Annotated in this window: 23 protein-coding genes; 10 read left to right on the forward strand and 13 right to left on the reverse strand. The window is 66.5% G+C overall.

Features of this window, described 5'->3' with window-relative positions; genetic code table 11:
• Positions 1 to 65: 65 nt before the first annotated feature.
• From ACIGKQ_RS12440 to sdhC, 5 genes are all read right to left on the reverse strand, one after another.
• The gene (locus ACIGKQ_RS12440; protein WP_396573861.1) at positions 66 to 452 is read right to left on the reverse strand and encodes a hypothetical protein; all 387 of its coding nucleotides are present in this window, start codon (positions 450 to 452) and stop codon (positions 66 to 68) included.
• A gap of 132 nt (positions 453 to 584) precedes the next feature.
• Positions 585 to 1,373 carry a succinate dehydrogenase iron-sulfur subunit gene (locus tag ACIGKQ_RS12445; RefSeq protein WP_266059541.1) on the reverse strand — a complete coding sequence of 263 codons (789 nt, stop codon included), beginning with the start codon at positions 1,371 to 1,373 and terminating at the stop codon, positions 585 to 587.
• Positions 1,373 to 3,127 carry a succinate dehydrogenase flavoprotein subunit gene (sdhA, locus tag ACIGKQ_RS12450; RefSeq protein WP_235723739.1) on the reverse strand — a complete coding sequence of 585 codons (1,755 nt, stop codon included), beginning with the start codon at positions 3,125 to 3,127 and terminating at the stop codon, positions 1,373 to 1,375. The genes ACIGKQ_RS12445 and sdhA overlap by 1 nt, the downstream gene beginning before the upstream one ends.
• A 17-nt stretch (positions 3,128 to 3,144) precedes the next feature.
• Complete coding sequence (locus ACIGKQ_RS12455; RefSeq protein ID WP_235723740.1) at positions 3,145 to 3,603, reverse strand: succinate dehydrogenase hydrophobic membrane anchor subunit; 459 nt, start codon at positions 3,601 to 3,603, stop codon at positions 3,145 to 3,147.
• 10 nt (positions 3,604 to 3,613) lie between these two features.
• Entirely contained in the window at positions 3,614 to 4,021 is a 408-nt protein-coding gene (sdhC, locus tag ACIGKQ_RS12460; protein ID WP_235723762.1) for a succinate dehydrogenase, cytochrome b556 subunit, read from the reverse strand.
• Between the two features lie 224 nt (positions 4,022 to 4,245).
• Here sdhC and ACIGKQ_RS12465 point away from each other — a divergent pair, with 224 nt between their 5' ends.
• From ACIGKQ_RS12465 to ACIGKQ_RS12480, 4 genes are all read left to right on the forward strand, one after another.
• On the forward strand, positions 4,246 to 4,647 hold the full coding sequence (locus ACIGKQ_RS12465; protein ID WP_235723741.1) for a cytidine deaminase: 402 nt from the start codon (positions 4,246 to 4,248) through the stop codon (positions 4,645 to 4,647).
• Positions 4,644 to 5,996 carry a thymidine phosphorylase gene (locus ACIGKQ_RS12470; protein WP_235723742.1) on the forward strand — a complete coding sequence of 451 codons (1,353 nt, stop codon included), beginning with the start codon at positions 4,644 to 4,646 and terminating at the stop codon, positions 5,994 to 5,996. The genes ACIGKQ_RS12465 and ACIGKQ_RS12470 overlap by 4 nt, the downstream gene beginning before the upstream one ends.
• Positions 5,993 to 7,153 (forward strand): adenosine deaminase, encoded by a 1,161-nt coding sequence (locus ACIGKQ_RS12475; RefSeq protein ID WP_235723743.1) that lies wholly within the window; start codon positions 5,993 to 5,995, stop codon positions 7,151 to 7,153. Before ACIGKQ_RS12470 ends, ACIGKQ_RS12475 begins: the two co-directional genes overlap by 4 nt.
• 178 nt (positions 7,154 to 7,331) lie before the next feature.
• Complete coding sequence (locus tag ACIGKQ_RS12480) at positions 7,332 to 8,309, forward strand: IS481 family transposase (protein WP_396573866.1); 978 nt, start codon at positions 7,332 to 7,334, stop codon at positions 8,307 to 8,309.
• Between the two features lie 30 nt (positions 8,310 to 8,339).
• Here the strand turns inward: ACIGKQ_RS12480 and ACIGKQ_RS12485 are convergent, their stop codons facing one another.
• The 3 genes from ACIGKQ_RS12485 to ACIGKQ_RS12495 all read right to left on the reverse strand — a co-directional run bounded on the left by ACIGKQ_RS12485 (position 8,340) and on the right by ACIGKQ_RS12495 (position 11,131).
• Positions 8,340 to 9,647 carry a primosomal protein gene (locus ACIGKQ_RS12485; protein WP_235723886.1) on the reverse strand — a complete coding sequence of 436 codons (1,308 nt, stop codon included), beginning with the start codon at positions 9,645 to 9,647 and terminating at the stop codon, positions 8,340 to 8,342.
• A gap of 198 nt (positions 9,648 to 9,845) precedes the next feature.
• Positions 9,846 to 10,778 (reverse strand): C40 family peptidase, encoded by a 933-nt coding sequence (locus tag ACIGKQ_RS12490; protein ID WP_287016208.1) that lies wholly within the window; start codon positions 10,776 to 10,778, stop codon positions 9,846 to 9,848.
• Complete coding sequence (locus ACIGKQ_RS12495) at positions 10,778 to 11,131, reverse strand: type VII secretion target (protein ID WP_396573869.1); 354 nt, start codon at positions 11,129 to 11,131, stop codon at positions 10,778 to 10,780. The genes ACIGKQ_RS12490 and ACIGKQ_RS12495 overlap by 1 nt, the downstream gene beginning before the upstream one ends.
• A 69-nt stretch (positions 11,132 to 11,200) precedes the next feature.
• On the opposite strand from ACIGKQ_RS12495, the gene upp reads away from it, so the two are divergent.
• The gene (gene upp, locus ACIGKQ_RS12500; RefSeq protein WP_235723883.1) at positions 11,201 to 11,824 is read left to right on the forward strand and encodes a uracil phosphoribosyltransferase; all 624 of its coding nucleotides are present in this window, start codon (positions 11,201 to 11,203) and stop codon (positions 11,822 to 11,824) included.
• 108 nt (positions 11,825 to 11,932) lie between these two features.
• Here the strand turns inward: upp and ACIGKQ_RS12505 are convergent, their stop codons facing one another.
• Genes ACIGKQ_RS12505 through ACIGKQ_RS12515 form a run of 3 tightly spaced genes read right to left on the reverse strand, consistent with a single transcriptional unit; the run spans position 11,933 to position 15,243 of the window.
• Positions 11,933 to 12,724: an ABC transporter ATP-binding protein gene (locus ACIGKQ_RS12505; protein WP_235723904.1), complete on the reverse strand. Its 792-nt coding sequence runs from the start codon at positions 12,722 to 12,724 to the stop codon at positions 11,933 to 11,935.
• A 29-nt stretch (positions 12,725 to 12,753) separates the two neighbouring features.
• Entirely contained in the window at positions 12,754 to 14,400 is a 1,647-nt protein-coding gene (locus ACIGKQ_RS12510; protein WP_396573871.1) for a phospho-sugar mutase, read from the reverse strand.
• A gap of 39 nt (positions 14,401 to 14,439) precedes the next feature.
• The gene (locus ACIGKQ_RS12515) at positions 14,440 to 15,243 is read right to left on the reverse strand and encodes a purine-nucleoside phosphorylase (protein ID WP_396573873.1); all 804 of its coding nucleotides are present in this window, start codon (positions 15,241 to 15,243) and stop codon (positions 14,440 to 14,442) included.
• A 36-nt stretch (positions 15,244 to 15,279) separates the two neighbouring features.
• On the opposite strand from ACIGKQ_RS12515, the gene ACIGKQ_RS12520 reads away from it, so the two are divergent.
• Both ACIGKQ_RS12520 and ACIGKQ_RS12525 read left to right on the forward strand, forming a co-directional pair.
• Positions 15,280 to 15,978: an enoyl-CoA hydratase/isomerase family protein gene (locus tag ACIGKQ_RS12520; RefSeq protein WP_235723880.1), complete on the forward strand. Its 699-nt coding sequence runs from the start codon at positions 15,280 to 15,282 to the stop codon at positions 15,976 to 15,978.
• Between the two features lie 10 nt (positions 15,979 to 15,988).
• Complete coding sequence (locus tag ACIGKQ_RS12525) at positions 15,989 to 17,182, forward strand: amidohydrolase (RefSeq protein ID WP_287016210.1); 1,194 nt, start codon at positions 15,989 to 15,991, stop codon at positions 17,180 to 17,182.
• An 11-nt stretch (positions 17,183 to 17,193) separates the two neighbouring features.
• Here the strand turns inward: ACIGKQ_RS12525 and ACIGKQ_RS12530 are convergent, their stop codons facing one another.
• Complete coding sequence (locus tag ACIGKQ_RS12530; protein ID WP_235723878.1) at positions 17,194 to 17,670, reverse strand: gamma-glutamylcyclotransferase; 477 nt, start codon at positions 17,668 to 17,670, stop codon at positions 17,194 to 17,196.
• Between the two features lie 216 nt (positions 17,671 to 17,886).
• Here ACIGKQ_RS12530 and ACIGKQ_RS12535 point away from each other — a divergent pair, with 216 nt between their 5' ends.
• Positions 17,887 to 19,290: an NAD(P)H-quinone dehydrogenase gene (locus ACIGKQ_RS12535; protein WP_235723877.1), complete on the forward strand. Its 1,404-nt coding sequence runs from the start codon at positions 17,887 to 17,889 to the stop codon at positions 19,288 to 19,290.
• A 63-nt stretch (positions 19,291 to 19,353) separates the two neighbouring features.
• Here ACIGKQ_RS12535 and glpK read toward each other — a convergent pair whose 3' ends face one another.
• The gene (gene glpK, locus ACIGKQ_RS12540) at positions 19,354 to 20,862 is read right to left on the reverse strand and encodes a glycerol kinase GlpK (RefSeq protein WP_266062012.1); all 1,509 of its coding nucleotides are present in this window, start codon (positions 20,860 to 20,862) and stop codon (positions 19,354 to 19,356) included.
• Positions 20,863 to 20,916: 54 nt separating this feature from the next.
• Here glpK and ACIGKQ_RS12545 point away from each other — a divergent pair, with 54 nt between their 5' ends.
• Complete coding sequence (locus tag ACIGKQ_RS12545; protein ID WP_235723876.1) at positions 20,917 to 22,659, forward strand: glycerol-3-phosphate dehydrogenase/oxidase; 1,743 nt, start codon at positions 20,917 to 20,919, stop codon at positions 22,657 to 22,659.
• Positions 22,660 to 22,763: 104 nt separating this feature from the next.
• Positions 22,764 to 23,186 (forward strand): pyridoxamine 5'-phosphate oxidase family protein, encoded by a 423-nt coding sequence (locus ACIGKQ_RS12550; protein WP_235723902.1) that lies wholly within the window; start codon positions 22,764 to 22,766, stop codon positions 23,184 to 23,186.
• Positions 23,187 to 23,225 lie beyond the last annotated feature (39 nt).

The raw sequence follows: 23,225 nt of genomic DNA on the forward strand, positions 1-23,225 counted from the left end.
CATCAGCATCACGGGAGGCCCGCCTACTCTGGCGGAGCCACACGGGTGGGGAATTTAGGTGAGCATCAGTGGGGAATTTCGATGAGCGCCGTCACGTTCACCCAGACCGCGCATCGGGCGAATCCGCCGGACGATTGGAAGACGGCGTCGATCCTCTGATGTCGTACCCGACTGGTGAACACCAGCGACGCAGAGTATCTCGCGGACGTCGGATCATGACGGGTGAGCGGGACACGGGTCTGGCTGCGCAGCGTGTTGTGGCTGTCGTACCAGGACGCCCCACTGTTGACCTCGCGGTCCGAGGTCAGCACCACGGTGATGCGGTCACCGGCACCCGGGTGGCGCGGGGATGCTTGGGCGTGCGGCGAACCGACGGTGATCGCGACGCCCGGGCCGATGACGAGCCCGATGCAGACCAGTGCACCGACGGCCAGTGAATGTGTGCGGCTCATGGTGATTGGACGCATCAGGGGTGCGATCGGTTCCACCGACGACGATGCCCCTCCTCGAGAACCGAGGAGGGGCATCGTCGGGGCTGCAGATAGGTCTATCTGCTTCTGAGGGCCGGATCGGCCGTCAGCAGGTCAACGCGAGAACATCAGCGCACGTTTGACCTCTTGGATTGCCTGGGTGACCTGGATGCCGCGGGGGCACGCCTCGGTGCAGTTGAAGGTGGTCCGGCAGCGCCACACACCATCCATGTCGTTGAGGATGTCGAGACGCTCGACCGCACCCTCATCGCGGCTGTCGAAGATGAAACGATGCGCGTTGACGATGGCGGCGGGACCGAAGTAGCTTCCCTCGTTCCAGAACACCGGGCAGCTGGTGGTGCAGCAGGCGCACAGGATGCACTTGGTGGTGTCGTCGAAGCGGGCACGGTCGGCCTGGCTCTGGATACGTTCCCGGGTCGGCTCGTTGCCCGACGCGATGAGGAACGGCTTGATCGCGCGGTAGGCATCGAAGAACGGCTCCATGTTCACCACGAGATCCTTCTCGACCGGCAGGCCCTTGATGGGCTCGACGGTGATGGTGAGCTCCTTGGATGTGTCCTTCGGGAGCATGTCCTTCATCAGCAACTTGCAGGCCAGGCGGTTGACGCCGTTGATGCGCATCGCGTCGGACCCGCACACGCCGTGGGCGCAGCTGCGTCGGAACGTCAGGGTGCCGTCCAGGTAACCCTTCACGTACAGCAGCAGGTTGAGCAACCGGTCGGTCGGCAGCGCCGGCACCCGAAAGCTCTCGAATCCCTGCGCGTCCGGGTTCTCCGGATTGAACCGGTAGATCTTCAACGTGACCATGGTGGCCTCGTCGGGCACCGGGGGCAGCGGCGGCTCGTCGGCGGATGGGGTGGGGTTCTCCATGATCGCTGTCATCAGTACTTACGCTCCATCGGCTCGTAGCGGGTCTGCACGACGGGCTTGTAGTCCAGCTCGATGTCCGCGAGAAGGCCCTCGCCCTTCTTGTACGCCATGGTGTGGCGCATGTAGTTGGTGTCGTCGCGGTCGGGGTAGTCCTCGCGGGCGTGACCGCCGCGTGACTCCTTGCGATTGAGCGCGCCGACCACGGTGACCTCGGCCATCTCCAAAAGGAAGCCGAGCTCGATCGCCTCGAGTAGGTCGCTGTTGAAGCGCTTGCCCTTGTCGTGCACGCGGATGTGGTTGTAGCGCTCCTTCAGTGCGTGCACGTCGGTGAGTGCCTGCTTGAGCGTCTCCTCGGTACGGAACACCGACGCGTTGTTGTCCATCGTCACCTGCAACTCGGTGCGGATGTCGGCGACGCGCTCATGGCCGCGTTCGCTGAGCAGCACCTCGAGCCAGTCGTCGACCATCTTGGTCGGCGTCTCGGGCAGTTCGATGAAGTCGGCCGACGTGGCGTAGTCGGCGGCGGCGATACCGGCCCGCCGGCCGAACACATTGATGTCGAGCAGCGAGTTGGTGCCCAGCCGGTTCGCGCCGTGCACCGACACACAGGCGCACTCGCCGGCCGCGTAGAGGCCGTGCACCACGGTGTCGTTGTCGCGCAGCACCTGACCCTCGATGTTGGTCGGGATGCCACCCATAACGTAGTGGCAGGTCGGGTACACCGGGACGTACTCGGTGACCGGGTCGACACCGAGGTAGGTGCGGGCGAACTCGGTGATGTCGGGCAGCTTCTCGTTGAGGACGTCCTCGCCGAGGTGGGTGACGTCGATGTAGACGTAGTCCTTGTTGGGCCCGGCGCCGCGGCCCTCGAGCACCTCGAGCACCATCGATCGAGCGACGATGTCGCGGGGTGCGAGGTCCTTGATGGTGGGGGCGTAGCGCTCCATGAAGCGTTCGCCGTCGGCGTTGCGCAGGATGCCACCCTCACCACGCACGGCCTCCGAGATCAGGATGCCGAGTCCGGCCAGGCCGGTCGGGTGGAACTGATGGAACTCCATGTCCTCCAGCGGCAATCCCTTGCGGAAGACGATGCCCATGCCGTCGCCGGTGAGCGTGTGGGCGTTGGAGGTGGTCTTGTACATCCGGCCCGAGCCGCCGGTGGCGAACACGATTGACTTGGCGTGGAAGACGTGGATCTCGCCGGTGGCCAACTCATAGGCGACCACACCATTGGCCACCATCTCGCCGTCTTCGTTTTCACCGAGGCAGATGTCGAGCGCGTAGAACTCGTTGAAGAATTCGACGTCGTGCTTGACGCAGTTCTGATACAGCGTCTGCAGGATCATGTGGCCGGTGCGGTCGGCGGCGTAGCAGGCACGTCGCACCGGCGACTTGCCGTGATCTCGGGTGTGTCCGCCGAATCGGCGCTGATCGATCTTGCCCTCGGGGGTGCGGTTGAACGGCAGCCCCATCTTCTCCAGATCCAGGACCGCGTCGATGGCTTCCTTGGCCATCACCTCGACGGCGTCCTGATCGGCGAGGTAGTCACCACCCTTGACGGTGTCGAAGGTGTGCCACTCCCAGTTGTCCTCTTCGACGTTCGCCAGCGCGGCGCACATGCCACCCTGTGCTGCGCCGGTGTGGCTGCGGGTGGGGTAGAGCTTGGTCAGCACCGCTGTCCGCGCACGTGGCGCGGATTCGATGGCGGCGCGCATGCCGGCCCCGCCGGCACCCACGATGACTACGTCGTAGCGATGTTCCTGCATCAGTTTCGTCAGTCTCCTCAGCCGACGCTGTTCACGTCGAAGGTCAGCAGTGCGTAGGTGCCGAGCACCAGCACCAGGATCATCGAGATGCCCAGCAGGACGTTCAGCCAGAACCGGGTGGAGTCCTTGCGTGAGTAGTCGGCGATGACGGTGCGGACGCCGTTGCCGCCGTGCAGCTGGGCCAGCCACAACATGCTGAGATCCCAGATCTGCCAGAAGGGTTCCTTCCAACGCGCGGCGACGAACGAGGCGTCGATGCGGTGCACGCCGTCGTCCCAGGCGAGCATGATGAACATGTGACCGATGGTCAGGATGATCAGCGCGAGCCCGGAGAAACGCATGAACAGCCACGCGTACTTCTCGAAGTTCCCACCTTTGCGCATCCGCGGTGCGCGGGGATTGTCCAGGCTTGCCGGACGGTCGTAGTCGGTGCCCAGCGTCTTCGCGGCACCCGGAGTTGCTTGCGATGCAGTCATCAGGTGCCTCCTAGAACGAGTGGGTGATCAGGATCTGCAGCAGACGGACCGCACCCGCGCCGAAGACTATGACGAACAGGGTCAGGATCACCCACAGCATCTGCCGCTGATACTTGGGGCCCTTGGACCAGAAGTCGACCAAGATGATCCGCACACCGTTGAACGCGTGGTAGACCACACACGCGACCAGCGCGATCTCCATGAGTCCGATGATCGGCGTCTTGTACGTCTCGATGATCTCGGAGTACTTGTTGGGATCGATGCGGATGACCGCGGTGTCCAGTACATGGACGAAGAGGAAGAAGAAGATGGTGACACCGGTGATGCGGTGCAGCACCCACGACCACATGCCTGGGTCGCCTCGATACAGGGAGCGTTTGCGCACCGGCTCTGGTGCTACCTCGGTGGGGGTGCTCATCGCGAAATTGGCCTCCAACAGCGTCGATGGATGTGCCGAGTCGGCATTATCAGGCTCGGCCGTGGACCCATGCATGAGACTCTAAACCTATGCTGAGGCCGGGCGTAAATTGCCCGAACAGATTTGGGCGACAACTGATCTCGAATTAGGTATGCCTTACCAAGGTTATTGGTCGTATCCGGGGTCACATCTTGCTCGCCCGTACCGATTGTGAGGAGCCTGTCGTGTCTGTCGACGTGGACTGGAAACTGTTGCGGGACAACGCTGAAGCCATGATCGAACGGGCGTATGCGCCATACTCCGGCTTCCCGGTGGGTGCGGCCGGCCTGACATCTGACGGACGTGTGGTGCTGGGCTGCAATGTGGAAAATGTCTCATATGGTCTCGGCATCTGCGCCGAGGTCGCCCTGGTCGCGCACCTGGTCGCGACCGGTCGACAGCCGCTGGTCGCGGTGGCGGTGTGCGATGCCCGCGGGGCGATCCTGATGCCGTGCGGACGCTGTCGGCAGGTATTGCTCGAACACGGCGGGTCCGTGCTGCTGGTGGACCATCCCAGCGGGCCGCGGCGCCTGGCAGAGCTGTTGCCCGATGCGTTCGGGCCCGAGGATCTGGAGGCGGCGCGATGAGTGACCAGGACGTCACGACCGAATCGTGGCCCGAGGACGCAGAGGTCATCGACACGATCTCGGTGATCCGGACCAAACGTGACGGTGGGGAGTTGTCCGACGCCCAGATCGACTGGGTCATCGATCGCTACGCCGCGGAGCACCGCGACGTCGTTGACGAACAGATGTCGGCGTTGTTGATGGCGATCCTGATCCGGGGTATGTCGCGCCGCGAGATCGCCCGCTGGACCCAGGCGATGGTCGACACCGGGCGCCGGATGGATTTCACCAGGCTGCGCCGCGACGGCCAGCAGCTGACCACCGTCGACAAGCACTCCACCGGCGGGGTGGGGGACAAGATCACATTGCCGTTGGCGCCACTGGTGGCGTCCTACGGTGTGGCGGTTCCGCAACTGTCTGGGCGTGGGCTCGGCCACACCGGCGGCACGCTGGACAAGCTGGAGTCGATCGCGGGCTGGCGTGCCGATGTCGGTCCAGACGAGATGGTCGATCAGCTCGAGCGGGTCGGTGCGGTGATCTGCGCGGCGGGCCGTGATCTGGCACCGGCCGATCGCCGGCTCTACGCGCTTCGTGATGTCACCGCGACGGTGGAGTCGATTCCGCTGCTGGCGAGTTCGATCATGTCGAAGAAGATCGCCGAGGGCACCGGTGCGCTGATCCTGGACGTCAAGTTCGGCAGCGGGGCCTTTCTGAAGACCGAGCAGCTCAGCAGGGAACTGGCCGAGACGATGGTCGAGCTCGGTGAATCGGCCGGGGTCACCACCCGCGCGCTGCTCACCGACATGAACACGCCGTTGGGGCTGACCGCGGGCAATGCGCTCGAGGTGGCCGAGTCGGTCGAGGTGCTCGCGGGTGGCGGCCCGGATGATGTGGTGCAGCTGACTGTGGCGCTCGCCAGGGAGATGCTCGACGCGGCGGGGCTCGGCGAGGTGGACCCGGCGGTCAACCTCGCCAACGGCAAGGCCATGGATGTGTGGCGGGCGATGGTGGCCGCCCAGGGCGGCGACCCGGATGCGCCGCTGCCGGTCGCCGACCACACCGACACCGTCACGGCCGAGCACTCGGGCGTGGTCGTCGGTCTCGACGCCTGGGATGTCGGGATCGCGGCGTGGCGTCTCGGAGCGGGACGTGCGGTGCCGGGTGCGGCCGTGCAGGCCGAGGCGGGCGTCACCATCCACGCCAAGCCCGGGGATCGGGTGCGTCGGGGCGATCCGCTGTTCACTCTGCACACGCAGACCGCCGAACGGTTCGCGCCGGCGCGGGCCGCGTTGCGCGCCGCGGTCACGGTGGGCGACGCGCCGGGCGAGCCCGCGCCCCTGATCGTCGATCGCGTTACCGTCGGTGCATGACGACCGCGCAAGTGCCCGCTTCGAATCGGGCGACCGACCTCGGGCCGGGACGGCCGCTGGATCTGCCCAACATCAGGCTGGCCCCGAAGGTGCTGCTGCACGACCATCTCGACGGCGGTCTACGACCGAGCACGGTGCTCGAATTGGCGCGGGAAACCGGCTATGGCGAGCTGCCGGCCGACGATCCGGACGAACTCGCCGAATGGTTTCGCGACGCGGCCGACAGCGGCTCACTGGAGCGCTATCTGGAAACGTTCGCGCACACAGTCGCCGTGATGCAGACGCCCGCCGCGCTGACCCGGGTGGCCCGCGAGTGCGTCGAGGACCTCGCGGCCGACGGGGTGGTGTATGCCGAGGTGCGCTATGCGCCCGAACAACACCTCGAACAGGGTTTGACGCTCGACGAGGTGGTCCAGGCAGTACTCGACGGATTCGCGGCAGGTGAGCGGGAAGCGGCCGAGGCGGGACGCCCGATCATCGTGCGATGCCTGGTCACCGCGATGCGTCATGCCGCGCGGTCGCGCGAGATCGCGGAGTTGGCGGTGCGTTTCCGCGACGCCGGCGTCGCGGGTTTCGACATCGCCGGGGCCGAGGCGGGCAATCCGCCGACGCGGCATCTCGATGCGTTCGAGTTCATGCGGGCCAACAACGCTCCGTTCACCATTCACGCCGGCGAGGCGTTCGGTCTGCCGTCGATCCATGAAGCGATCGCGTTCTGCGGTACCGACAGGCTCGGTCATGGTGTGCGGGTCATCGACGACATCGTGCTGCCTCCTGGTGCGGACCTCACCGCCGAGAGCTTCACCGGTGCCGAGCTCGGGCAAGTTGCCGACATCGTCCGCGACAAACGCATCCCATTGGAGTTGTGTCCCAGCTCCAATGTGCAGACCGGAGCTGTCGCCTCGATGGCCGATCATCCGTTCAACGTGCTGGCCCGCCTTCGTTTCCGGGTCACGGTGAACACCGACAACCGGTTGATGAGCGACACCACGATGAGCAAGGAGTTCTTGCGGCTCGCGGAGCAGTTCGGCTACGGCTGGGCCGATTTCGAACGGTTCACGGTCAACGCGATGAAGTCGGCGTTCATCCACTTCGACGAACGACTCGCGCTGATCGACGACGTGATCAAGCCGGGGTATGCGGTCCTGCTGGGTTGACCCTTCGTGACGCTCGCAAGCTCGCTCCTCAGGGATTGGGGTGGGCATCTGCTCCCTGAGGAGACCCGGAGCGCTGTAACTCTTCGGGAGGTTGTGAACGGCGTGGTGCCGGTCAACAGGTGAGGGCCTCCGGTATCGATGTGGTTACCACACACACGCCGATCACCAAGAGGCCCTCATGACCCACCGTAATGCCTTTCTCACCGAACGTGGCCGTCTGTCCCTGGCTCAGTGCGTCGTCGACCAGGGTTGGCCTCTACGACGGGCCGCCGAACGGTTCAACTGCTCACCGGCCACGGCCAAGAAGTGGGCCGACCGCTACCGGCAGACCGGTGAGGCCGGCATGGCAGATCGGTCCAGCCGCCCCCACCGGTCACCCCATCAGCTCCCGGTGCGCCGGGAACGTCGAATCATCAAGTTGCGGTTCCTGCGTCGCTGGGGCGCTGCACGAATCGCTGCGCACCTGCGGCTAGCAAAATCGACCGTTGAGGCGGTGTTGCGCCGGTATCGGATGCCGCTGTTGCGTCACCTCGACCAGGCCACCGGACTTCCGGTACGCCGGACACCGCCACGACGCTACGAACACGACGCTCCCGGCGACCTGATCCACATCGACATCAAGAAACTCGGCCGCATCCCCGAAGGCGGCGGCCACCGCAAACTCGGGCGCACGATCGGCAACCGGCACAACAAGAAACACCGCCCGGGGTACGCGTATCTGCACCACGCCGTCGATGACCATTCCCGGCTGGCATACTCCGAGATCCTCACCGACGAACGCAAAGAGACCGCCGCGCAGTTCTGGGACCGCGCCCACGCCTTCTTCAGCCAACATGGGATCACTGTGAGACGAGTGATGACCGACAACGGCGCCTGTTACCGCTCAAAGGTTTTCGCAGAATCCCTCGGCGCCGAGATCAAGCACAAGAAGACCCGTCCCTACCGTCCGCAAACCAACGGCAAGGTCGAACGATTCAACCGCACCCTGGCCTCGGAATGGGCCTACGCCGAGTTCTACAGCTCAGAGACCGCCCGCGCAGCCACCTACGACGACTGGCTACACCACTACAATCACCACCGAGCCCACACCGGCATCGGCGGACTCACCCCGATCGAACGCCTACACGTTCACAACCTGCCCGGGTCTTACAGCTAGCGCTAGCGGAGGGTCGTCACGAAGGGTCGCTCAGCCCTTCTTGACCAGACGGCCCTCGAAGTCGTGCACCAGGGCGCGCCATGCCTCCGACTCGTTCTCGAACGGGGGGCTCGGCGCCATCCGCTTGGGATCCGGGTTGATGGCGTAGTCCACGAACCATCCCAGCGGGGTGGTCGATCCGAGGGCTTCGCTCACCGAGTCGTCGTCGGCGTAGTCGGCCGCGTCGGAGAGCAACTCCACTGCGAGGTCGAGTTGGTTGCGGTCCATCCGGCGCGGTCCGTCGGCGATGTCGTCGGCGAGACCGGGCAGCACGTAGACGTTGTCGTCGATGACGTCGAACTCCAGCGACCCGTCAGTGGCTCCAGTGCGCACATCCTCGAACGTCGACAGGTCAGCGAGGTCGTGATCATCGGAGTCCGCGAGGAATCGGCTCAGCGAACGCGGCGAGGTGAAGACGAAAATCTTGCCGTTCGCCCCGAGGAAGACCGGGTCATCGCCGAGATAGCAACGCAGCGAGAGATATTCGTCGGCGTCGGTGACGATCCGGATCGGGTCGATGCCGACGCCTGCCCAGAAGTCGTCGTCGATCTCATCGTCGCTGTCGACCTCGTCGTCGGCATTCTCGGCACTGTCGTCGTCGGACTCGTCGCTGTCGTCGGACTCGACGGTGTCGTCGCCGTTGGTGCTCTCGACGAGATCCAGGTCATCATCGTCGGGTTCGTCTTCGTCCTCGGCGGACGCGGCAGCTTCGAGTTCGGCTTCGGCGGTCTCGACCGCGGACCGGTCGACCTTCGGGGTCGTGATGACATCGTCGATGGCGTCGATGACGTCGTCCCAATGCTTGGCGATGAGCCGACCGATGCGAACCCACAGATCCACGCCTTCGCGACCCTCGAAGTTGCGGGTTCCAGTGGTCACCGCACCCAGGATCGGGTTGCCGTTGAAGAACTTGGTGATGATGGTGAGTTCGCAGACCTCGCCGAGGATGCGAACGATCTCGAGCGCATCCTCCAGCTCCGCGATGACCTCGGGATTGGGATCCTCGGCAGCCAGTTCCGGCACACCGACGAGGTCGTAGCTGTGCCGGTCGTCGGGAACGAGTTCGTCGGCCTGCAGGCCCGCGACGGTCTCCCACGCCGGGTGGTCGACGAGGTCGTTGTCGTCGTCGGTGCGGATGAAGGCGGCCAGTTCGGCGACACCGGGGAATCCGTAGAGGTCCTCGTCGAGTCCGAGGAAGGCCTCCCACTCGTCGTCGCCCTCGCGCCACCGGGGTGCCCAGAGGGTGAAACTGTTTCCGTCGGTGAGTCCGAGCTCGATGGGGACAATGTCTCCGGCCATGAGGACACAGCGTACTGATCGGACCTGTGAACTCCGGTAGCGGCCCCGCGACGGTCCGGTGAACGGCCGGAGCGCGAGCGGTCGCCGGGCCGGGGTCGTCGATGTGGTCAGTGCGCGAGGTCCGGCCACCCGGGCTTCCGCCCGGCCGACCACGGTCGAGTGGGCGCCGTTTCGTATCGAGTGGGCGTATGAGCCAGATCAGCGTGGACGGAAGAAGCCCTGGAAACCCTGGCCGGCGTTCGTCGTGCGTAGCGGCGACGTCTGGACGGGGTCTCCGGCCTCGACGAGTTGGTTGTTGCCCACGTACATCGCCACATGGCCGTCCCAGACGGCCAGGTCACCGGGTTGCAGTTCGGACTGGCCGACCGCGACACCGGCCATGTCCTGATCTTGGGCGAGGCGGGGGAGTTCGACGCCGGCCTGACGATAGGCCCACTGGGTGAAACCGCTGCAGTCGAAACCGTCCGGTGTGGTGCCACCCCAGACATAGGGGACGCCGCGTTGACTCAAAGCGGCGCGCACCGCCTTCGCTGCTCGTTCGTTCGGGGCGTGTGCGATCGATCCGTCCGGCAATCGGATGGCCACCCCGGTGCCGTCGTTGGCGGACGGCGACGGCACCGAAGCCGGGGCCTCGGTCCGACCGATCGCCATCATCCGGTCAGTGTCGGATCGGAGGTCGGACTGTGTGCGCGCGACGATCTGCATGCCGCGCTGGACGTGGTCGAGTGCCACCGGCAGGATCATCGCGATGCCCTGTGGACTGAACAGCGCGGGTCCGAGCGCCGCGGCCAGCGACTGGAAGGAGTCGATCAACGCATTCAGCTGATCGGCGGCAACCTTCACCTTCGCGCCGGCCTGCTCGATGAGCTCGGCGATCTCGGCGCTGTCATCAGTGGTCTCGATCATCGTTCGATGTGTCCGATGAGCCGCGTCGACGGCACCGTCGGCGCCCGTGCCCAACCAATCGGTGGCGACCCGGTTGGTGGCCGCGACCGATTCCCGGCGCGTGTGGTCGAGTGACCCCACCGAACTGCGCAGCCGATCAGCCGGGTTGTCGGGCGGCAGGATGCCGGTGCCGAGGGCGGTGATCATGATGCGTAGCGGCTCGATGATGATCTCGATGGTCAGCATCAGAGATACAGCCCCTCCGTGTGATTCCCGATGTTTCGCGGCTTGTCGGTGGGTGGCCGCGACAACCAATGGCCGGCTCGAGCGTCGGCGTCGAGGTAGACGGTCGCGGCGCTGTCGGTGATGTCGCCCTGCTCGCCGTGACGCGTTGCCAACGTGTCGAGGCGACGCGCGCGGGTGTCGAGTGTGTAGGCGGCCGCGACCAGGAAATCGGCGCCGATGACGCCGAACGTGTCGGTGAGGTCGCCCACCTCGCCTCGCTGGGCGTTCGCGTGCGCTCGCACCACGTCGGCCGCGGTGTGCTGGTCTCGGGCGTAGTCGGCCAACGAGGGGGTATGGACGGAGACATCGGTCATGTTTGTTGGACGCACGGATACCGCTTTCGGTTCCACCCGAGTCCCGGACACACCATTAAGGTGATCGTCATGCAGGTACAGATCGTCGACCATCCATTGGCGGCCGCTCGACTGACCACGATGCGCGACAAGACCACCGACAACGCGGCGTTCCGCGGAGCGTTGTCGGACCTGACCCAGATGCTGGTGTACGAGGCGCTGGCGGGGGCACCGAGCGTGACGGTACCCATCGAGACGCCGCTGACCGCCCACGAAGGATCGCGGCTGGCGACTCCTCCGCTGCTGGTACCGGTGTTGCGCGCCGGTCTCGGCATGGTGGAGCAGGCACACGCGATGGTGCCCGAGGCGCACGTCGGTTTCGTCGGGGTGGCGCGCGACGAGACCACCGCGCAACCGGTGCCGTATCTGGAATCACTGCCCGGCGACCTGTCGGGATTGCCGGTGTTCGTGCTCGATCCGATGCTGGCGACCGGCGGTTCGATGCTGCACACGATCGAGCTCTTGGTGGCGCGCCATGCCACCGATATCACCGCGGTGTGCGTGGTGGCGGCGCCAGAGGGGGTTGCCGCGCTGGAGAAATCCGGTCACCCGGTGCGTCTGGTGGTCGCTGCCGTCGACGACGGCCTCAACGACGTCGCCTACATCGTGCCCGGCCTCGGCGATGCCGGGGACCGCCAATTCGGGCCACGCTGACACCGGTCGACTGAGCGGTCCCGCGCGAACTGATCGGCGGGAGTGAGGTGAACGTTAGGAATTCCGCGACGTTCACCTCACACGGCAGTGCCCGAGCGCCGTGTCGGCTCAGGCGGCGACCGCCGCCCATCGCCCGGCCGCACGCCGCACCACCACATCATGCTCGAAACAAGTGCTGATCGTCGTCGAGGTCAGGGCCTCATCGACCGCTCCGGCGGCGATCACCTGGCCATCGCGCAGCAACATCGCGTGACTTGTGCTGGCCGGTAGATCTTCGAGGTGATGGGTGACCAGCACACTGGCCAGGCCGGGTACCTCGGAGCGGAGCTGGTCGATACCGGTCAGCAGCTTCTCGCGCGCCGCAAGATCCAGGCCGGTCGCAGGTTCGTCGAGCAGCAGCAACGCCGGGCGCGGCATCAGTGCCCGCGCGATGAGGGTCCGGCCCCGTTCGCCCTGACTCATCACCGGCCACAGCGATTCGCGGCGGGTGGTCATGCCCAGCAGCTCGAGAAGCTCGTCGGCGTGACGGTGCTCGTCGACGGTGTAGTCGTGCCGACGGTCGAGCTCGGGGGTGTTGGTCAGGCCGGTGAGCACCACCTCGTGGGCCGTGAGCGGTACGTCGATGCGCCAGCGCGGATCCACATGGCCGATGTGGGTGCGCAGTTGACGCATGTCCACCCGTCCCAACCGCCGACCCAGTACGTCGACGGTGCCGGCGGTGGGGTGGCCGCGGGCGCCGAGGATCGTCATCAGCGTCGACTTACCGGCCCCGTTCGGGCCGAGCAATGCCCAGTGCTCGCCATGCGCCACGCGCAGACTCACGTCGTGCAGCAGGGGGCGGCCCCCGCGGATCACATCGATGTTCGCGGCGTCGAGTAGTGGTTCGGGGGAGGACACCAGCCCACCGTAGCCAGGCGATCGATCCCGACTCAGCGCGGGAGGTCGGCGATGACGTCAACGGCGAGCGCATGCAACCGCGCGGATGTCGCGGCCACGTCGGACTCGCGCGGCTCGGCAACCAGTTCGAGGTAGTACTTGAGTTTGGGTTCGGTCCCGGAAGGCCGCACCATCACGCGTACTGAGGTCTCGGGATCGTTTGCGGCACCGGACAGTTCGACGGCATTGGTGTTTAGGTGATCCTGTCGGGTGGCGTAGTCGACGCTCGTGACGCTGATCCCGGCGAGGGTCGTCGGGGGATGTGTGCGCAGCCCCGCCATGATGTCGGCGATCCGGTCGAGGTCGGTGACCCGGATCGAGTGCTGGGTGGTCACATGAACTCCGTGTTCGACGAACAGTTCATGCAGCGCTGTCGCGAGATCGGAACCGGCGCTGACCCGTTCGTGGGTGAGTAGTGCCGCGACCACCGATGCGCTGATCCCGTCCTTGTCGCGCACGGCGACTGGATCGACACAGTGGCCGATGGCCTCCTCGTACGCGTAGAGCAGCGGTTCACCTGCGCGGACGAGCCATTTGAAGCCGGTGAGGGTCCTCGCGTACCGGGCGCCGGTAGCCTCGGCCACGGCCTGCAACAGTGACCCGGACACGATCGTGCCCGCCACGACGGGTGCGTCGAGATCGGTGGCCGCGAGCAGATGCCTGCCCAGCAGGGCGCCGGTTTCGTCGCCGGTGAGCATCCGCCAGCTGCCGCCGATACGAGCGCCGAGCGCGCATCGGTCGGCGTCGGGGTCCAACGCGATGGCGAGGTCGGCGTCGACGTCGGCGGCGAGTGCCAGGAGCCGATCGGAGGCCCCGGGTTCCTCGGGGTTGGGAAAACGCACGGTGGGGAAGTCGGGATCGGGTGCGAACTGCTCGGGCACCACCTCGACGTCGGTGAACCCGGCCCGGCGCAGAGCGGTGAGCGCCAGCGCGCCGCCCACACCGTGCATGGCCGTCAGCGCGATCCGAACCGGCGACCGTGGTACCCGTCCGAAGCGGTTCGTCAGCCGGGTCAGATACCGCTCGGTGTTGGCGGCCGCCCACGGATCATCGGCGGACACAGTCGTCCGGGGCACGGTGTTGGCCGGCGCGGCCGTCGCGATCAGCCGCTCGATCTGCGTGTCGTCTGGCGGGATCAGCTGGGCGCCACCGGACACGAAGACCTTGTACCCGTTGTCGGCCGGCGGATTGTGTGAGGCGGTCACCGCGATCGCCGCGGACGCACCGAGATCCCGGCAGCAGAACGCGATGAGTGGAGTGGGGGTGGTCCCCGGTAGCCGCACCACATCGAATCCCTGCGCCGCGAGCACCTCGGCGCAGGCATCTGCGAAGTCGGCCGACCCGTGGCGGGCATCGCGGCCCACCACTACCCTCGACCCGGCGTGCCCGCCGTCGATGAGCCAGCGTCCGAGCGCGACGGTCGTCCGCACGATTACTGCGACGTTCATCCCGGATGGCCCGGCCCGGACCGGTCCACGCAAGCCGGCGGTGCCGAAATGCAATGTGTGGGAGAACCGCTCGGTCAACTCGTCGGGTGTCAGCGCACGCAGCTCGGCGCGGGTGCGCGGATCGGGGTCGGCGGCGATCCAGGCCTGCGGATCTGATGTCGGCGGATCGGACGCCGCCTGTGGATCGGACACCCCCCGCGAATCCTGTGGATCAGGTACAGACATGGCGTGTCAGAGTTCGGCGATGATCGACGCCAGTAGCTCGCCCATCCGGGTCGCCGAGGCACGCCCCACCTCGAGTACCTCGGTGTGGCTGAGCGGTTCACCGGTGATGCCGGCAGCGAGGTTGGTCACCAGCGACATGCCCAGCACCTGCAGGCCCGCGGCACGCGCGGCGATCGTCTCGTGCACAGTGGACATCCCGACGAGATCGGCGCCCAGGGTGCGCAGCATCCGGATCTCGGCGGGCGTCTCGTAATGCGGACCGGGTAGCCCTGCATAGACACCGTCGGACAGTGACGGGTCGGTGCGTCGGGCGATCTCCCGCAATCGCGGCGCGTAGGCATCCACCAGGTCCACGAACTGCGCGCCCCGCATCGGAGACCGAGCGGTGAGATTGAGGTGATCGGCGATGAGGATCGGCTGACCGACCTTCATGTCGTCGCGTAGTCCGCCGGCCGCGTTGGTCAAGACGATGGTGTGCGCGCCTGCCGCTGCGGCGGTGCGCACGGGGTGGACCACGCGGGCCAGGTCGTGCCCCTCGTAGGCATGAACTCGGCCGAGCAGGATCAGCACGCGACGATCACCCACACGCACAGAGTGAACCGTTCCGCCGTGCCCCGCAGCCCGCGGTGCGCTGAAGCCGGGAATGGACGCCATCGGCACGCTCGCGATGGGGCGGCCGAAGGCGTCGGCGGCCGGGGCCCAGCCGGAACCGAGGACCACCGCGACGTCGTGGGCGGCGCAATCGGTCTCGGCGGCGATGGTCGCGGCCGCGGCGATTGCGGCCGCGTCGGCGTCGGCTGTGGGGTCCATGGCCCCAACCCTAGTGCCCGACGATAAAGTCCCTACATGCCGTTTCTCAGTTCTGTAGGCGATGTCACCGAGCTCTATCTGGGCACCGAAGGGGTCGAGCTCGACGAGTCGAACCCGGAGAACCGGTTCCGTCTCGACTGGCTGACGACGGTCGAGAACGCGCTCGCCGAGGTCGCCGCGGAACCGACCCGGCCGCTGATCATCACGGCCACCGGCAAGTACTTCACCAACGGACTCGACACCGACCACATCCTGGCCGAGCCCAAGGCGTTGCCCGACTACCTCGACCGCGTGCACGCGCTGTTCAGCACACTCCTCACGTTGCCGGTGCCGACCGTCGCCGCGATCAACGGTCACGCCTTCGGTGCCGGGGCGATGTTCGCCCTGTGCGCCGACCACCGTCTGATGCGCACCGAACGCGGGTTCTGGTCACTGCCCGAGGTCGCGCTGGGTATGCCGTTCCCGTTGGGGATGAGTTCGTTGCTGCGTACCCGCCTCGCCGATCCGGTGGCCACCGAGGCGATGCTGACCGCGCGGCGCTACTCGGGCGAACAGGCACGTGCCGGTGGCATCGTCGAGGAAGCCGTCGACATCGACTCCCTGCTCGCCCGGGCGCGGGAGGTGGCTGCCGAGCGTGCACCGTTGGCGGGCCCCAATCTCGGTGAGGTCAAACGCAACCTGCGTCAGCCACTGATCGCTGACCTGCAGATCGCGTATCCGCGGAGGGCACTGTGAGGTTCTCGCGATGGCCGTGAGCGAACGCGGAATCCGGCCGGCGGCGCCACGCGACGTCATCGACGCCTGGTGGGCCGCGCACCGCGACGACGTGGTGCGGTGGCGCCGGGAGATCCACGCCCACCCGGAGTTGTCCCGCCAGGAGGTCAACACCACCGAACTGGTGATGGCCGAGTTGACCGCGGCGGGTCTGACCCCGCGTCGACTACCGCTGGGCACCGGCGTGGTCTGCGACATCGGCGGGGACGAGATGCCGCGGGTCGCGCTGCGCGCGGACATGGACGCGCTGCCGATCACCGAGCACACCGGTCTGGCCTTCAGTTCCACCGTGGAGGGTGTGTGCCACGCCTGCGGACATGACGCCCACACGGCGATCCTGATCGGCGTCGCCAAGTTGTTGGCGACGGTCGACGACCTGCCGGTCGGTGTCCGACTGATCTTCCAGGCGGCCGAGGAGGTCATGCCCGGAGGTGCGCTCGACGCGGTGGCGGCCGGAGTGATGACCGGCGTGGGACGGATCTTCGCGCTGCACTGCGATCCGAAACTACCGGTCGGTTCGGTGGGGCTGCGGGCGGGCGCCCTCACCTCGGCGGCCGATCACATCGATCTGCAGCTGCATTCGGCCGGTGGGCACACCTCGCGGCCCCATCTGACGGGCGACCTCGTCTATGCGATGGGGACGGTGATCACCGGGCTACCCGGAATCCTGTCGCGGCGCCTGGATCCGCGGTCGGGCACCGTGATGGTGTGGGGTGCGGCGAATGCGGGCACTGCACCCAACGCCATCCCGCAGGAGGGGCGGCTGCTGGGTACGGTCCGGACCGGTGACCACGAGAGCTGGGCGCTGCTCGAACCACTGGTGCGCAGCGTGATCGGCGAGCTGCTGGCGCCGCTGGGGGTCCGCTACGACCTGTCCTATTTCCGAGGTGTGCCGCCTGTGGTGAACGACGAACAAGCGATCGCCGCGATGCGGGCCGCGGTGGCGCAGATCGGCCCCAACGCGGTCGCCGACACCCCTCAGTCACCCGGCGGGGAGGACTTCTCGTGGTACCTGGAACACGTACCGGGCGCGATGGGGCGGCTCGGCGTGTGGGATGGGATCAGCCCGCGTGTCGATCTGCACCAGCCCAATTTCGACCTCGACGAGCGTGCGCTGGAGATCGGGGTCCGCACGTTGGCGGGAATCGTGCTCGGCGACGTGTGATTCCGGGGGCGTCAAGGTTCCAGCGGACCCGGGCCCACGTTGCGTGACTCGCGTAGTCGGAGGTCCTGTACATAGTCGGCCGGAGCGCCGGCGATCTCGGCGGCCTCGGCCATCACCCCGAGGTATCGGGCCGACGGCAGGCCACCCTCGTAGGCGTCGAGGACGTAGAGCCAGGCCAGCACCGGGCCGTCGGCGGTGTCCACCCGCACCCGGATCTTGACGTGGATGCCCAGCTCCGAGCCTTCCCAGCGGTCGAGGTTCTCCTCGTCCTCCGGGGTGACGTCGTAGAGCACGATGAAAACCCTGGCATCGGGATCGTCGCGATCCTCGGTGACCGTGGCCAGCGAACCCTCCCAGCCGATGTCTCCGCCTCCGAAGGTCAGGCGCCAACCGTGTAGCCATCCGGTCCCCGCCATCGGGGAGTGCGGTGCTCGCTCGGCCATCTGCTCGGGGTGCATATTGGAGCCGTAGGCTGCGTAGATGGGCATTTAGGTCTCTGACCTGCACTTTCTCCGCGTGGCGGACGCGTGGGCGATCCGCGCGATCATTGAAAACGTCTCAACTCCCGATTGATCGTATTACGCAGGCGGACCCGATACGTCCGCGAGATGTGACGTGTGCCCGGATGGCGCGGGCGCGGTGGGCGGACCGCGGGCACCGGGGACTAGGTTGGTAGGCGGTACGGCGGCGAACAGGAGTGACTTGTGACCAAGATCGTGATCATCGGCGGCGGACCCGCGGGCTACGAGGCCGCGTTGGCGGCGGCCGCGTACGGTGCCGACATCACGGTGATCGATTCCGACGGTGTCGGCGGCGCGTGTGTGCTCTGGGATTGCGTTCCGTCGAAGACGTTCATCGCCTCGACGGGCATCCGAACCGAGGTGCGCCGTGCGGTCGATCTGGGGATCAACCTGAGCACCGACGATGCGTTGGTGACGCTGCCGCAGATCCATCAACGGGTGCGTGATCTCGCCTTTGCCCAATCCGCCGACATCCGGTCCCGGCTGATCAGCGAGGGGGTGAAGCTGGTGTCGGCGCGGGCAGCGCTGGAGGAACGTCAGATCGGGGTCTCCACCCATGGTGTCGTGGCGACGCTGCCCGACGGTTCGACCGAACGCTACGAGGGCGACGTGGTGCTGGTGGCGACCGGTGCCTCGCCGCGCATCCTGCCCGACGCCCAGCCGGACGGTGAGCGCATCCTGACCTGGCGTCAGCTCTACGATCTCGAACAGCTACCCGAACATCTCGTCGTGATCGGGTCGGGTGTGACCGGTGCCGAGTTCGTGCACGCCTACACCGAATTAGGCGTCAGGGTGACCCTGGTGTCCAGTCGTGACCGCGTGCTGCCCGGGGAGGACGAGGATGCGGCCCTCGTGCTGGAGGACGCGCTGGCCGAACGCGGGGTCGAACTGATCAAGCATGCCCGCGCCGACAAGGTGGAACGCAACGGCGATTCGGTGACCGCGCACCTCGCGGACGGCCGGACGGTGACCGGGTCACATGTGTTGATGACGGTCGGTTCCATCCCCAACACCACCGAGTTGGGACTCGACCGGGCCGGGGTAGAGGTCGATCGGGGCGGCTACATCACCGTCGACCGGGTCTCGCGCACGTCGGTCCCGGGTATCTACGCGGCCGGTGACTGCACGGGTCTGCTGCCGCTGGCGTCGGTGGCCGCGATGCAGGGGCGGATCGCCATGTACCACTCACTGGGCGAGGGCGTGAGTCCCATCAAACTCAAAACGGTTGCATCGGCGATCTTCACGCGTCCCGAGATCGCCACCGTCGGGGTCTCGCAGCAGGCCATCGACAACGGTGACTACCCGGCCCGGACCGTGATGCTGCCGTTGGCGACCAATCCGCGCGCCAAGATGAGCGGGCTGCGGCGCGGTTTCGTGAAGATCTTCTGTCGGCCGGCGACCGGTGTGGTGATCGGAGGCGTGGTGGTAGCGCCCACCGCCTCCGAACTGATCCTGCCGCTGGCGCTGGCAGTGCAGAATAAGCTCACGGTGTCCGACCTCGCGCAGACCTTCTCGGTGTATCCGTCGCTGACCGGTTCGGTCACCGAGGCCGCACGCCAACTCGTGCGTCACGACGATCTCGACTGACCTCCGCGATCTTGTAGTACGAACGGGCGAAAAACGATACGTTCGTACTACGAAACCGGGGGTTCAGGCCAGGTCGAGACTGTGCTCGACGGCGCGGTTCCAGCCGGCGTAGAGCTCGTCGCGGGTGGCCGCCGGCATCCGCGGCTCCCAGCGGGTGTGCTCGGCCCAGTTCTCGCGGATCTCGTCCTCGGACTCCCAGTAACCCACTGCGAGACCGGCGGCATATGCGGCGCCGAGCGCGGTCGTCTCGTTGACCACCGGCCGAACCACGGGGACATCGAGGATGTCTGCCTGGAACTGCATCAGCAGGTCATTGACGACCATGCCGCCGTCAACTTTCAGTGTCGACAACTCCACACCCGAATCGGCCTGCATCGCCTCGATCACCTCGCGGGTCTGGAAGGCGCTGGCCTCCAAGGCGGCTCGAGCGAGATGGCCCTTGTTCACGAACCTCGTCAGGCCGACGATGACCCCGCGCGCATCCGGCCGCCAGCGGGGTGCGAACAGCCCGGAGAACGCGGGCACAAAGTAGGCGCCGCCGTTGTCGTCGACGCCGGCTGCGAGCGTCTCGATGTCGGCGGCGTCAGCGAACAGGCCCAGGTTGTCGCGCAGCCACTGCACCAGTGATCCCGTTACCGCGATGGAGCCCTCGAGTGCGTAGCGGGCCTGTTGATCGCCGATTCGGTAGCACACGGTGGTCAGCAATCCGTGATCACTGAAGACGGGTTCGGTGCCGGTGTTGAGCAGCAGGAAGTTGCCGGTGCCGTAGGTGTTCTTGGCCTCGCCCGGACTCAGGCAGGCCTGGCCGAAGGTGGCGGCCTGTTGATCGCCGAGGATCCCGGCCAGTGGCACGCCGGGCAGCGAGCCGTGTTCGCGCAGCGGGCCGTAGACCTCTGAGGAACTGCGGATCTCGGGCAACAGTGCGGTCGGCACGCCCATCTCGGCACAGATCTGCTCATCCCATTGCAGGGAGCGCAGATCCATCAGCATCGTGCGTGACGCATTGGTGACATCAGTGATGTGCAGTCCGCCGTCGCGGCCGCCGGTCATATTCCAAGCGGTCCACGAATCCATTGTGCCGAAGCACAGTTCACCCGCCTCGGCACGATGGCGAGCGCCCTCGACGTGGTCGAGTAGCCAGCGGATCTTGGGACCGGCGAAATAGGTGGACAACGGCAGTCCGGTCCGATCCCGGTAGCGGTCGGTCCCGACGTCACCGGCGAGATCGTCGCACAGGTCGTTGGTGCGGGTGTCCTGCCAGACGATCGCATTGTGGATCGGCACGCCGGTCTCGCGGTCCCAGATGAGCGTGGTCTCACGTTGGTTGGTGACCCCGCAGGTGGCGATGTCGCCGTGCTTGAGGTCGGCCGAGGCGAGTGCGGCGGCCATCACCCGCCGGGTGTTGCGCCAGATCTCGGCGGCGTCGTGCTCCACCCAGCCGGCCTGCGGAAATATCTGCTGGTGCTCGATCTGCTCGCTGCTGACGACGCGTCCGCTGCGATCGAAGATCATCGCACGGGTGGACGTGGTGCCCTGGTCGACGGCGGCGACATATGTGTTTGCGCTAGCCACGCGGCCAGTGTCGCACGCGGTGGCATTCGAGGAGATCAATTAGGCTGGGCAAGCATGAACACCGAGTTCAACCCGGACCGGCCGGCCGATATGGGTCCGCTTTACCGTGCGGAAGCGTGGCGGCGCCTGGGCAGTGAACAGTTCGACATCGTGGTCATCGGAGGCGGAGTCGTCGGTGTGGGGGCCGCGCTCGACGCGGCGACGCGCGGCTTGCGCGTCGCGCTGGTGGAGGCCCGTGACATCGCGTCGGGGACGTCGAGTCGGTCGTCGAAGATGTTCCACGGGGGTCTGCGATACCTCGAACAGCTCGAGTTCGGGCTGGTCCGTGAGGCGTTGCGCGAACGCGAATTGTCGCTGCGTCTGCTGGCCCCGCATCTGGTGAAGCCGCTGCCGTTCCTCTACCCCCTCACCCAGCGCGTCTGGGAGCGACCGTATGTGGCGGCTGGATTGTTCCTGTACGACCGCATGGGTGGAGCAAAATCTGTTCCGGGACAGCATCATGTCACCCGGTCCGGCGCACTTCGCGTGGCTCCCGCGCTGAAACGGAGTTCGTTGATCGGTGGCATCCGATACCACGACACGGTTGTCGACGACGCAAGGCACAGTCTGACCGTTGCCCGCACGGCGGCCAACTACGGTGCGGTCATCCGCACGTCCACCCAGGTGGTCGGTTTCCTGCGCGAGTCCGACCGGGTTCTCGGTGTGCGCGTTCGGGATTCGGAGACCGGCGACGTCACCGAGATCCGCGGTCACTGTGTGATCAACGCGGCCGGGGTGTGGACCGACGAGGTCCAGGCGCTGTCCAAACAGCGCGGCCACTTCCGGGTACGTGCGTCCAAGGGTGTGCACATCGTGGTGCCTCGAGACCGGATCGTCAGCGAGACCGCGATCATCTTGCGCACCGCGAACTCGGTGTTGTTCGTGATCCCGTGGGAGACGCACTGGATCATCGGCACGACCGACACCGACTGGAATCTCGACCTCGCGCATCCGGCTGCCACCCGCGCCGACATCGATTACATCCTCGAGCGGGTGAACGAGGTGCTGGTGACCAAGCTCACCCACAATGACATCGAAGGCGTCTACGCGGGGTTGCGCCCGCTGTTGGCAGGGGAGGACGACGAGACCTCGAAGCTGTCCCGTGAGCACGCGGTGGCGACGGTGGCGCCCGGGTTGGTGTCGATCGCGGGCGGCAAGTACACCACCTATCGGGTGATGGCCGCCGACGCCGTGGACGCCTGTACCGATTTCATCCCCACCCGGGTGGCACCGTCGATCACCGAGCGGGTGCCGCTGCTCGGAGCCGACGGATACTTCGCGCTCATCAACCAGTGCGAGCATCTCGGCCAGCGATTCGGGTTGCATCCCTACCGAATTCGTCGTCTGCTCAACCGGTACGGATCGTTGATCGATGACGTCCTCTACTACGCCGACGACGATCCGTCACTGCTGCGCCCGCTCGCCGCGGCACCGCAGTACCTGCGCGTGGAAGTGGTCTATGCGGCGATAGACGAGGCTGCACTGCATCTCGAGGACGTGCTCGCGCGCCGGACGCGCATCGCGATCGAGTACCCGCACCGCGGCGTCGACTGCGCGCGGGAGGTGGCGGAGTTACTCGCGCCCATACTCGGCTGGACCGAGGAACACACGGCGTTCGAGGTGGCCACCTATATCGCCCGCGTGGAGGCGGAGGTCGCGTCGCAGCGCCAGCCCGATGACGATTCCGCCGATGCGCTGCGTGCGGCGGCCCCGGAGGCTCGCCCCGAGATCCTGGAGCCCGTTCCGGTTCCTGAGTGACCCGCGCGGATGGTCGTGGTGCCCATCACAGGAAGATGGGGACCTTCGACTCTGCCGAACACGTTCCGGTGGACGGAGAATGGTGTATGGCAGAAGGACAGGACATGGTCGACAACGCGGTTGAGGAACTCACCACCGACGAGGCGTGGGAACTGCTCGGGTCCACCGAGTTGGGACGCATCGGCCTCAGCGTCGGCGGTCACCCGGACATCTTCCCGGTCAATTACATTGCCGGAGAAGGTCGGATCACCTTCCGGACCGGCGAGGGTACCAAGCTCTCCGAGATCGCGGTCAACGAGAACGTCGCCTTCGAGGCGGACGACCACGATGACCAGCGCGGCTGGAGCGTCGTCGCGAAAGGCACCGCACGCGTGCTGGTTTCGACTCATGACATCGCTGCCGCCGACGAATTGTCACTGCGTCCGTGGATTCCCACGATGAAGTACAACTACGTCGAGATCGCGGTCACCGAGATCTCCGGGCGGCGGTATCTGTTCGGTCCTGAGCCGGAACGGTACCCGGTCTAGCTGTTTGCGAACAGCGCCATCGGGGGCGGGTATCGCCTC

The organism is Gordonia sp. NPDC062954 (genome assembly GCF_044543825.1).
Classification (GTDB): Bacteria; Actinomycetota; Actinomycetes; order Mycobacteriales; family Mycobacteriaceae; genus Gordonia; species Gordonia tangerina.